Origin of the sequence: Vibrio sp. 1751, assembly GCF_033339895.1 — a bacterium.
GTDB lineage: Bacteria > Pseudomonadota > Gammaproteobacteria > Enterobacterales > Vibrionaceae > Vibrio > Vibrio alginolyticus.
The window spans coordinates 1-10,711 of the sequence record NZ_JAWOVM010000114.1; the positions used below are offsets into that span (position 1 = coordinate 1).

Annotated in this window: 12 protein-coding genes; all 12 read left to right on the forward strand. The window is 46.1% G+C overall.

Features of this window, described 5'->3' with window-relative positions; translation table 11 throughout:
• Positions 1–17 precede the first annotated feature (17 nt).
• The 12 genes from fliN (at position 18) to R7041_RS21105 (ending at position 10,676) form a co-directional block, all read left to right on the forward strand.
• Positions 18–428: a flagellar motor switch protein FliN gene (gene fliN / locus R7041_RS21050; protein ID WP_005380479.1), complete on the forward strand. Its 411-nt coding sequence runs from the start codon at positions 18–20 to the stop codon at positions 426–428.
• Between the two features lies 1 nt (position 429).
• Entirely contained in the window at positions 430–843 is a 414-nt protein-coding gene (fliO, locus tag R7041_RS21055) for a flagellar biosynthetic protein FliO (RefSeq protein WP_005380480.1), read from the forward strand.
• The gene (gene fliP, locus R7041_RS21060) at positions 830–1,699 is read left to right on the forward strand and encodes a flagellar type III secretion system pore protein FliP (RefSeq protein ID WP_005384464.1); all 870 of its coding nucleotides are present in this window, start codon (positions 830–832) and stop codon (positions 1,697–1,699) included. Before fliO ends, fliP begins: the two co-directional genes overlap by 14 nt.
• Positions 1,700–1,723: 24 nt before the next feature.
• Positions 1,724–1,993 carry a flagellar biosynthesis protein FliQ gene (gene fliQ / locus R7041_RS21065; protein WP_005380488.1) on the forward strand — a complete coding sequence of 90 codons (270 nt, stop codon included), beginning with the start codon at positions 1,724–1,726 and terminating at the stop codon, positions 1,991–1,993.
• A gap of 8 nt (positions 1,994–2,001) precedes the next feature.
• Entirely contained in the window at positions 2,002–2,784 is a 783-nt protein-coding gene (gene fliR, locus R7041_RS21070) for a flagellar biosynthetic protein FliR (protein ID WP_206949745.1), read from the forward strand.
• 3 nt (positions 2,785–2,787) lie between these two features.
• Complete coding sequence (gene flhB, locus R7041_RS21075) at positions 2,788–3,918, forward strand: flagellar biosynthesis protein FlhB (protein ID WP_206949744.1); 1,131 nt, start codon at positions 2,788–2,790, stop codon at positions 3,916–3,918.
• Positions 3,919–4,128: 210 nt separating this feature from the next.
• Entirely contained in the window at positions 4,129–6,228 is a 2,100-nt protein-coding gene (gene flhA / locus R7041_RS21080) for a flagellar biosynthesis protein FlhA (RefSeq protein ID WP_025998722.1), read from the forward strand.
• A gap of 28 nt (positions 6,229–6,256) precedes the next feature.
• A complete protein-coding gene (flhF, locus tag R7041_RS21085; protein WP_005380497.1) occupies positions 6,257–7,774 on the forward strand; it encodes a flagellar biosynthesis protein FlhF in 1,518 nt (505 codons plus the stop codon).
• Positions 7,775–7,788: 14 nt separating this feature from the next.
• Complete coding sequence (locus R7041_RS21090; protein WP_005380498.1) at positions 7,789–8,676, forward strand: MinD/ParA family protein; 888 nt, start codon at positions 7,789–7,791, stop codon at positions 8,674–8,676.
• Positions 8,669–9,403 (forward strand): RNA polymerase sigma factor FliA, encoded by a 735-nt coding sequence (locus R7041_RS21095; RefSeq protein WP_005380499.1) that lies wholly within the window; start codon positions 8,669–8,671, stop codon positions 9,401–9,403. The genes R7041_RS21090 and R7041_RS21095 overlap by 8 nt, the downstream gene beginning before the upstream one ends.
• 45 nt (positions 9,404–9,448) lie before the next feature.
• Entirely contained in the window at positions 9,449–9,817 is a 369-nt protein-coding gene (cheY, locus tag R7041_RS21100; RefSeq protein WP_017635949.1) for a chemotaxis response regulator CheY, read from the forward strand.
• Between the two features lie 118 nt (positions 9,818–9,935).
• Positions 9,936–10,676 (forward strand): protein phosphatase CheZ, encoded by a 741-nt coding sequence (locus R7041_RS21105; protein ID WP_005380502.1) that lies wholly within the window; start codon positions 9,936–9,938, stop codon positions 10,674–10,676.
• Positions 10,677–10,711 lie beyond the last annotated feature (35 nt).

A 10,711-nucleotide genomic window follows, 5' to 3' on the forward strand; every position in this document is an offset into this window, starting at 1 on the left:
TAACACAGGATAGAAAAATGGAACCAAGTGACGATCAAAAGCTAGCAGACGAATGGGCAGCCGCTCTTGGCGAAGACCCGTCTGCCCCTTCTGTAGACGTAGATGAAGTATTGGCTGCGCCACTGGAAGAGCTAAAAGACACTTCAAGCCCAATTAGCGAAGATGAGCGTCGTAAACTCGACACTATTATGGATATCCCGGTGACGATTTCGATGGAAGTCGGTCGTTCTCAAATTAGCATTCGGAACCTGTTGCAGCTTAACCAAGGTTCGGTTGTTGAGTTGGATCGTCTAGCCGGTGAGTCGCTCGACGTATTGGTTAACGGTACTTTGATTGCTCACGGCGAAGTCGTGGTCGTCAACGATAAGTTTGGTATCCGTTTGACGGATGTGATCAGCCAAACTGAACGAATTAAGAAGCTGCGTTAAGATGAGTCGTTCAATCAAAATGCGATTGAAGCAAATCACTGGAGCACTGAGCTTAATGCTAAGTGCTCCTTATGCATTTGCTGCCGCACCAAATAATCTGGATCTTGCGACGACACTTGGCTCGCTTGTGCTTGTAATCGGCGTGATTCTTTTACTGGCTTGGTTGCTGAAACGTATGCAAGTGCCAGCGATGGGACAACAAAAGGGCTTGCGTATAGTGAGTCAGTTGCCAGTGGGTACAAAAGAAAGAATCGCAGTAGTTCAAGTGGGTGAAGAACAGTTTTTGGTTGGGATTACTAGCCAATCGATCCAAACTTTAGCCAAGTTAGATAAGCCACTGAAAGAGGAAGAGTTGGCGACCAATGCTTTTGCGACTCAATTTAGCCAGCTGATCAAAAAACATGACAAAGGGTAATCCAATTCGTTTGCTCCTGAGTACGTTGTTACTTTTTGTCGGCGTGCTGTTTTCTTCATTTACCTTTGCTGAAGCAGAGGAGTCAGCGCTGCCAGATAACTTAGCCGATGGAAGTAGTGTTACAGTTCAGGCTATGCAAAGTGATACTGGTGCTAGCCGTGCTATGTCCGTTTCTAGTGGCGGTGGTATTCCAGCATTCACCATGACCACGAACCCTGATGGCAGTGAAGACTACTCGGTTACACTACAAATTTTAGCGTTAATGACCATGCTTGGCTTCTTGCCTGCCATGGTGATTCTGATGACCTCGTTCACTCGAATTGTGGTGGTAATGTCGATATTGCGTCAGGCAATGGGTTTGCAACAAACGCCTTCTAATCAGGTTATTATTGGTATTGCGCTGTTTTTGACCTTTTTTGTTATGTCTCCTGTCCTGAACGAAATCAACGACAAAGCTGTTCAGCCTTATTTGAACGAGCAAGTCACGGCGCGAGAAGCGTTTGATGCTGCACAAGCGCCAATGAAAGCATTCATGCTTAAACAGACGCGAATCAAAGATTTGGAGACGTTTGTAACCATGTCAGGAGAGCAAGTCGAGGATCCAGAAGATGTGTCGATGGCGGTATTGATTCCGGCTTTTATCACCTCAGAGCTAAAAACTGCATTCCAAATTGGCTTTATGCTCTTCTTGCCGTTTTTGATCATTGACCTTGTAGTCGCTTCGGTACTGATGGCAATGGGTATGATGATGTTGTCACCAATGATTGTTTCGTTGCCGTTCAAGTTGATGTTGTTCGTATTGGTCGATGGTTGGAACTTGATACTCTCGACACTTGCGGGCAGCTTTGCCCTTTAGATAAGCGCAGATAGAGGATAAGACATGACACCAGAAATGTTTGTCGAGCTTTTCCGTGAAGCACTTTGGATGGTGCTTATCATGGTCTGCGCTATTATCATCCCAAGCTTGCTTATCGGCCTTGTAGTCGCGATTTTTCAAGCTGCGACTTCCATCAACGAACAAACATTGAGCTTCTTACCGCGTTTGATTGTCACGCTTTTGGCCCTGATGCTGTTTGGGCATTGGATGACGCAAATGTTGATGGAATATTTCTATGGCTTGATTGAACGCTTACCTCAGGTGCTTTATTAGAGGCGCCTATGGAGTACCCCACTAGCGTTGTCTTAGATTGGATCGCAAACTACTTCTGGCCCTATGTTCGTATCTCATCCATGTTGATGGTGATGACAGTAACCGGGGCCCGATTTGTTTCGCCAAGAATCCGCCTTTACCTCGGTTTAGCCATCACTTTCGCTGTCATGCCAGCCATCCCCGCCGTACCTCAGGACATTGAGCTACTCTCGTTTCGTGGCTTCATGACCATTGCCGAGCAAATGATCATCGGCATAGCGATGGGTATGGTTACTCAATTTATGATTCAAACCTTTGTCCTACTTGGTCAAATATTGGGTATGCAATCAAGTTTGGGCTTTGCTTCTATGGTTGATCCCGCAAATGGTCAGAACACGCCATTGCTTGGCCAGTTATTCATGTTCTTAACGACAATGTTTTTCCTTGCCACCGATGGACACTTAAAAATGCTGCAATTGGTGGTGTTCAGTTTTAAAACTTTGCCGATTGGCTCCGGCTCGTTCAACGCGGTTGATTTCCGTGAAATGGCAGGCTGGCTTGGTATTATGTTCCAAACGGCATTGAGTATGTCTCTATCCGGCATTATTGCACTACTGACCATTAACTTGTCGTTTGGTGTAATGACCCGTGCCGCACCACAGCTGAATATCTTCTCGCTTGGTTTTGCTTTTGCTTTGATGGTGGGTCTATTACTTTGTTGGTACATACTGGCTGGTCTATACAGTCATTATGAAATGTTCTGGACAGTGGGTGAGGCGCAGATTTGTCGGCTTATTCGCTTGGAGTGCTAAGATTTGGCAGAATCAGACGGTCAGGAACGCACCGAAGAAGCCACGCCCCGACGGTTACAACAAGCCAGAGAAAAGGGGCAGGTCGCTCGATCTAAAGAGCTCGCATCAGCATCTGTGCTGATCGTTGGCGCCATTTCATTGATGTGGTTTGGCGAGGCGTTAGCACGTTCATTGTTTTCCATCATGAGCCGTTTATTTGATCTTCAACGAGAAGAGATTTTCGATACTGCAAAACTGTTTGATATCGCTTTGGGCGCGATGAGTGATTTGTTGTTCCCACTATTTTTGGTGTTAGCGACATTGTTTACCGCCGCCATGATTGGAGCAGCAGGTGTGGGAGGAATCAGTTTTTCTGCCCAAGCAGCCATGCCCAAGCTGTCGAAAATGAATCCGCTTAGCGGCTTAAAGCGAATGGTTGGCATGCAAAGCTGGGTAGAGTTGATCAAATCAATCCTTAAAGTGGTTCTGGTCACTGGTGTCGCCATCTATTTGATCCAAGTATCGCAGGCCGATCTGATTCAATTGAGCATGGATGTGTATCCGCAAAACATCTTCCATGCTTTAGATATTTTGCTGAACTTTATTTTGCTGATCAGTTGCTCGCTATTGATTGTGGTTGCCATCGATATTCCATTTCAAATTTGGCAGCACGCTGATCAGTTAAAAATGACCAAGCAAGAAGTCAAAGACGAATACAAAGAGACTGAAGGTAAGCCGGAAGTGAAAGGCCGTATTCGTATGTTGCAAAGGGAAGCTGCTCAACGTCGAATGATGGCGGATGTTCCTCAAGCTGATGTTATTGTTACTAACCCAGAGCACTTCTCGGTAGCGCTTCGTTATAAACAGAAGACAGACCGTGCGCCAGTCGTGATCGCTAAAGGTACTGACCACATGGCGATGAAGATTCGAGAAGTCGCCCGCGAACATGACATTACGATTGTGCCAGCACCACCTTTGGCTCGTGCGTTGTACCACACGACAGAGCTCGAGCAAGAGATCCCCGATGGGTTATTTACTGCCGTCGCTCAGGTTTTGGCATTTGTATTCCAATTGAAGCAATACCGAAAACGAGGTGGACAGCGCCCGAAAATTCAAGATTATGATTTGCCAATCCCGCCCGAGCACCGTCATTGATACGAAAAGCGGTAAAGCCTTAAAAAAGCTCGTTTGATCAAAAGCTAAGCTCTATTTGAGTGTTTAGTCATTATTTTGGCGCTAATTATGGTACATAGATTGCTTAAAACGCTTTAATTATCAACCCTACCTAAACTTTTAGGCTAAAGCGGTCGCGTATTAATAGTAAGAGCTTACGTGACGCTTCAATCGATAGAGATCTCTCGCAGTATGAAGTTAAGCCTGCCGTTTGCAGATAAATTGCCACGAATCCCTCAACGTGAAATGCCAGCTATTGGTGCTCCGGTGATGGTTTTGGCCACCCTAGCGATGGTGGTACTGCCGATTCCAGCATTTTTGCTGGATATGTTCTTCACCTTTAACATCGCGCTGTCGATGGTGGTGTTGTTAGTGACCGTTTACACACGTCGCCCTTTGGACTTCGCTGCTTTTCCAACGGTATTGCTGATCGCCACGTTGCTCCGCTTGGCTTTGAACGTTGCCTCGACTCGTGTCGTCTTACTGCATGGTCATGAAGGCGGTAATGCGGCAGGTAACGTAATTGAGGCGTTCGGTAACGTCGTTATTGGTGGTAACTACGCGGTCGGCCTAGTGGTTTTCCTCATCTTAATGATCATCAACTTTATGGTGGTGACCAAAGGTGCGGGTCGTATCTCTGAGGTAAGTGCTCGCTTTACGCTTGATGCGTTGCCGGGTAAGCAAATGGCGATTGATGCCGACTTGAATGCCGGATTGATAGACCAAGAGCAGGCAAGAGTTCGTCGTTTTGAAGTGACCAAAGAAGCGGATTTCTATGGCTCGATGGATGGTGCCTCGAAGTTCGTAAAAGGTGACGCGATTGCCGGTATTTTGATTCTGTTTATCAACATCGTCGGCGGTCTGTCGATCGGTATGGCGCAGTATGGATTGGGTTTCGGTGAAGCGATTGAAATCTATACCTTACTGACAATCGGTGATGGTTTGGTCGCACAAATCCCATCGCTATTGCTGTCGATTGCAGCGGCAATGATGGTGACGCGCCAAAACACCGATGAAGACATGGGTGAACAACTGGTTTTCCAGATGTTCGACAACCCAAAAGCGCTGATGATTACTGCGGCTATTCTTGGTGTGATGGGTATCGTACCGGGCATGCCACACTTTGCGTTTTTGAGCCTGGCAGTCGCGGCCGGTGCAGCGGCATATTTCATCGACAAACGGCAGAAGCAGAAAGCGAAAGAGCCCGCTTTACCAGCAACAGCAGACGAAGGTACAGAACCTTCCTCACAGCGCGAACTGTCTTGGGATGACGTCCAGCCAGTCGATATTATTGGCTTGGAAGTCGGTTATCGCTTAATCCCTTTGGTGGACAGAGACCAAGGTGGGGAACTGCTAGAGCGCGTAAAAGGCGTGCGTAAAAAGTTATCGCAAGATTTTGGGTTCCTAATTCCAGCGGTTCATATTCGTGACAATCTTGAGCTGACCCCAAACAGTTACCGAATTACATTGATGGGGGTTGCGGTGGGCGAAGCAGAGATTCGTCCGGATCAAGAGCTAGCGATTAACCCAGGTCAGGTGTATGGCATGATTGATGGTGAGCCAACCATTGACCCTGCTTTTGGACTGGAAGCCGTATGGATCCGAGAAGATCAGCGTGAGCACGCGCAGGCTCTGGGTTATACGGTTGTTGATTCATCAACGGTATTAGCGACGCACCTAAGCCAGCTATTGACCAACAACGCATCACAGCTAATTGGTCATGAAGAAGTAGAGAATTTATTAGAAATGTTGGGACGCAGCGCGCCTAAGTTAGTCGAGAACTTTGTTCCTGACCAATTACCATTAGGTGTGGTGGTGAAAGTCCTACAAAACTTGTTAAACGAGGCCATTCCAATCCGCGATATTCGCACGATTGTTCAAACTTTGGCTGAGTACTCAAGTAAGAGTCAAGAAGCTGACATATTGACGGCAGCAGTTCGAATTAGTCTTAAACGTCTAATTGTTCAAGAAATCAATGGTATAGAGCCTGAGTTACCAGTGATTACTTTGATACCTGAACTGGAACAAATATTGCATCAAACTATGCAAGCATCAGGAGGCGAATCCGCGGGGATTGAACCGGGACTCGCTGAGCGATTGCAGTCTTCACTAAGCCAAGCGACACAGGAACAAGAACTGAAAGGCGAACCTGCCGTTCTGCTTACTTCTGGTGTATTACGCTCGACGTTGGCGAAATTTGTGAAGAACACAATACCTAATCTCCGGGTACTGTCTTACCAAGAAATCCCGGATGAAAAACAGATCAGAATTGTGCAAGCCGTGGGTAACTGATCTCACGCATCATTAATGGATTCATAGTTTGAAAATAAAGCGATTTTTTGCCAAAGACATGAGAACGGCGCTGCTCCAAGTGAAAGAGGACTTAGGCGCGGAAGCGGTGATCATGTCAAACAAGAAAGTGGCTGGTGGAGTAGCGATTGTTGCGGCGATAGATAGTGAATCTAATCCGTCTCAAGCAAGCGCAGCGTCACAGCAAAATCGCGGTGCTTCTCAATCGAATCGCTATAACGAACATCGTCAAATGTCATCGTCTTCTGCTGATCGTTACCAAGATCGTCATTTAGATGAAGATAAAATTAGCCTGAACAGTAATAACAGTAACAATGAAAAAACAGGCTCAATGACGCAGCGATTCGCTAATATGCTTAAGCAATATAGCGGTGGTGCAGCAGATGCTGACGATCACGTAGCAGAAAATGAAGATTCGCTCTCTGCTTTGCTGCAACGCCAAAATAAGCATCGCGACTGCTACAACCAAGAAAAGCCAGCGCCATATCAACCAGATTCACCTTTGGCGAAGCTAATCGCACAGGACAATCGATTTGAACGTCCGACGCCCAAGCTGGACCCGACGCGATATGACCGACGTCGCCCAAGTGATGAGCGTGACGAATCGGCCGATGAGCTAGAAAGCATGCGCGAAGAGATGACGTCAATTCGTCGTCTGTTGGAGCACCAAGTTTCTGGCCTGATGTGGCAAGAAGTAGAACGCCGTGAGCCGCTAAGAGCAATGCTGATTAAGCGCTTAGAGCGAATGGGCGTTTCTCCGGAGTTAGCAGACCAGATGGCCTGTTATATCCCGGAAGATACAAAGCCAGCGCGAGCGTGGAAAGCGTTATTGTCGCTGGTGGCGGATCAAATCAATATTCCTAAACAGGACATTTTAAAACGTGGTGGCGTAGTCGCATTGTTGGGTCCGACGGGGGTTGGGAAAACAACAACCGTAGCGAAACTCGCAGCACGCGCAGCCATGGAATACGGTGCCGACAATGTGGCCCTTGTGACAACAGATACATATCGCATAGGTGCACATGAGCAACTCTCAATTTACGGAAGAATCATGGGTTGTCCCGTAAGAGTTGCTAAAGATTCTAACGAGTTAGCCGATGTTATATATCAGCTAAGAAACAGAAGACTGATTTTGGTCGATACGGCAGGGATGGGGCAACGAGATGTGAGGCTTTCCGAGCAGCTCGACACTCTAATGCAAGAGAGCGGAGAAGTGATTCACAGCTACCTTGTTTTGCCGGCTACCGCACAACGTCGTGTTCTACAAGAAACGCTGGATCACTTCCGACGTATACCACTTTCGGGTTGTATTATGACGAAGCTTGATGAGTCATTAAGCCTAGGCGAATTCATCAGTGTAGTGATTCAAAACGCAATGCCAGTAGCTTACATCGCTAATGGTCAGCGCGTACCAGAAGACATTGTGATAGCGCAACCAAAATATATGCTTGCGAAAGCAAATGAACTGTTAGAGAAGTCGACAGAGAACGAACCTCACTTTTGGAACAGTGACAGTGAAGGACTCTAAGGCGGCGGACTACTATGACTGAGAATATGATACACGATCAAGCAAGCGGCCTCCGTCGCTTAACACAACCATCGTTGACCAAAGTGATTGCTGTTACTGGCGGCAAAGGTGGTGTGGGGAAATCAAACGTAACACTGGGTCTGGCGATTTGTATGGCTCGCCAAGGCAAGAAGGTGATGGTTCTCGACGCTGATTTAGGTCTGGCCAATGTGGACGTGATGCTCGGAATTCGTGCAAAACGTAATCTAGGACATGTCTTAGCGGGTGAATGTGAGCTAAAAGATGCGATTGTCGAAGGGCCTTATGGTATAAAGATAATTCCTGCAACTTCTGGCACACAGAGCATGACAGAGCTTTCTCACGCTCAGCATGCTGGACTCATTCGAGCATTTGGTAGTCTTGAAGACGAAATGGATGTCCTGCTGATTGATACCGCTGCTGGTATCTCTGACATGGTAATCAGTTTTTCGCGAGCAGCTCAAGATGTGGTTGTAGTTGTGTGTGATGAACCGACGTCAATCACAGATGCCTATGCATTAATCAAGCTGTTGAGTAAAGAACACCAAGTTCAACGCTTTAAAGTTGTAGCAAATATGGTCAGAAGCTACCGTGAAGGGCGAGAATTGTTTGCAAAGTTGACACTAGTCACAGAGCGATTCTTGAATGTTAGCCTTGAACTCGTAGCATGTATTCCATTAGATGATAAAGTACGACAGGCTGTAAAAAGACAAAAAATTGTCGTTGATGCGTTCCCACGCTCGCCTGCCGCTTTAGCTATCAGCTCACTAGCAAACAAAGCGTTGACGTGGCCACTACCGAAAACACCAAGTGGACACTTGGAATTTTTTGTGGAAAGGTTGCTAAATCGTACCGAATTCGCAGAGGACCCTTTTGGTGAATAAAGCGATAACCTATGACCAACATGGCAAATTTAATAGCCAGCAGGCGTTCATTGAACGTTATTCAGTGTTGGTTAAGCGCATTGCTCACCACCTACTAGGCCGTTTACCGCCGAGTGTTCAGGTAGAGGATTTAATTCAGGCCGGCATGATCGGTCTTATCGAAGCTCAGCAGAATTATGATGGTTCTAAAGGTGCGAGCTTTGAAACTTATGCAGGTATCCGTATTCGTGGCGCAATGTTAGATGACATGCGTAAAGGCGATTGGGTACCGCGTTCTGTTCATAAAAATAATCGAGAGATTAACCAAGCGATTGCGGAGCTGGAAGGCGAATTAAATCGAGATCCTACTGATTCTGAAGTAGCCACGCATCTCGGTATGACACTGGATCAATATCATAGTGCTCTTACCGATATCAACTGCTCAAAATTAGTCGGTATTGAAGATTTAGGCGTTTCTGATGATGTGATTTCACCGGCGGATGAAACCGATGACAGCAACCCATTCAAAGGGGTAGTTGATGAATCATTTCGAAAAGCACTGGTTGAATCAATAAAACAGCTTCCAGAGCGTGAAGCTTTGGTTCTTTCGCTTTATTATGATGAAGAACTCAATTTGAAAGAAATTGGCGATGTGTTAGGCGTAAGCGAATCTCGCGTAAGTCAAATACTGAGTCAAGCGATGCAACGTTTACGTACCAAGCTCAGTGCGTGGACACAAAATGACTAAAAACACTGATTTTACGATTCAGTGGAGGCAATTTTGAATAAAAACATGAAGATCCTTATTGTTGATGATTTCTCAACAATGCGCCGTATTGTTAAAAACCTGCTTCGTGACTTGGGTTTCAATAACACTCAAGAAGCGGACGATGGTTTAACCGCATTACCAATGCTGAAAAAAGGTGACTTCGATTTTGTTGTAACTGACTGGAACATGCCAGGTATGCAAGGCATCGATTTGCTTAAACACATCCGCGCGGATGCAGAACTTAAGCATCTGCCAGTTCTAATGATCACGGCTGAAGCGAAGCGTGAGCAGATCATTGAAGCTGCTCAAGCAGGTGTAAACGGCTACATTGTTAAGCCATTTACTGCTGCAACATTAAAAGAAAAATTAGATAAAATTTTCGAGCGTTTATAACTCTCTCTTTCTCTTTGTTATTCGAGTCATTCATACCAATTATTAAATACCTATTAAATGACTCGTTTAGCGTTTTCAAAGTGATAAGAAGAACTAAACGTAAAAGGGTCTATTCAGAATGATCTCACTAGAGCAGGCGAAGTCACTCGTTCAAATGCTAGAAAACGGGGAACAAGACCAAGCCAATATGCTTGTTGCCTCGATCTACGAAGGTGCCGATAACCCAATGCTGCAAGAAATTGGAGCGTTAACTCGAGACCTTCACGAATCACTCAAGCAGTTCAGTCTCGATCAGCGCATGACCGAAATTGCGAAAGACGAAATCCCTAACGCTAGGGATCGTCTCAATTATGTGATCGAGAAGACAGAGCTTGCAGCCAACAAAACAATGGATGCGGTCGACTGCTGCCTTCCTATCGCTGACAACCTGCATGATTGCCTTCTAAAAGTTCGTCCTCAATGGAATGAACTCATGCACGGGCGCATAGAATTAAGCGAATTTAAAGCACTGTGCCACCGAATCGACGGGCTATTAGTGCAAGTCGAAGGGGACAGCACTGAATTGCGCGGCCAGTTGACCGAAATTCTCATGGCGCAAGACTTCCAAGACCTAACTGGCCAAATCATTCGCCGCGTAATTACGTTGGTTAATGAAGTTGAAGGCCGCTTAGTGGAAATCCTAACCGTATTCTCTGGAAATAAACTTGAAGAACACATTCAAGTTTTGTCAGAACCGGCAGATAAAAAGAATACACAAACAAGCGAAGCCGAAGGCCCGATTCTTCATCCAGAACTGAGAGAAGATGCGGTTTCATCGCAGGACGAAGTCGATGACTTGTTGTCCAGTCTTGGATTTTAAAGGTAACGTATGAGCTACGATTTAGACGAAGATAT

Excerpts from the sequence above, each read along its gene's own strand:
- fliN (WP_005380479.1), top strand. The coding sequence starts at position 18 with ATGGAACCAAGTGACGATCAAAAGCTAGCAGACGAATGGGCAGCCGCT.
- fliO (WP_005380480.1), top strand. The coding sequence starts at position 430 with ATGAGTCGTTCAATCAAAATGCGATTGAAGCAAATCACTGGAGCACTG.
- fliP (WP_005384464.1), top strand. The coding sequence starts at position 830 with ATGACAAAGGGTAATCCAATTCGTTTGCTCCTGAGTACGTTGTTACTT.
- fliQ (WP_005380488.1), top strand. The coding sequence starts at position 1,724 with ATGACACCAGAAATGTTTGTCGAGCTTTTCCGTGAAGCACTTTGGATG.
- fliR (WP_206949745.1), top strand. The coding sequence starts at position 2,002 with ATGGAGTACCCCACTAGCGTTGTCTTAGATTGGATCGCAAACTACTTC.
- flhA (WP_025998722.1), top strand. The coding sequence starts at position 4,129 with ATGAAGTTAAGCCTGCCGTTTGCAGATAAATTGCCACGAATCCCTCAA.
- R7041_RS21090 (WP_005380498.1), top strand. The coding sequence starts at position 7,789 with ATGACTGAGAATATGATACACGATCAAGCAAGCGGCCTCCGTCGCTTA.
- cheY (WP_017635949.1), top strand. The coding sequence starts at position 9,449 with ATGAAGATCCTTATTGTTGATGATTTCTCAACAATGCGCCGTATTGTT.
- R7041_RS21105 (WP_005380502.1), top strand. The coding sequence starts at position 9,936 with ATGATCTCACTAGAGCAGGCGAAGTCACTCGTTCAAATGCTAGAAAAC.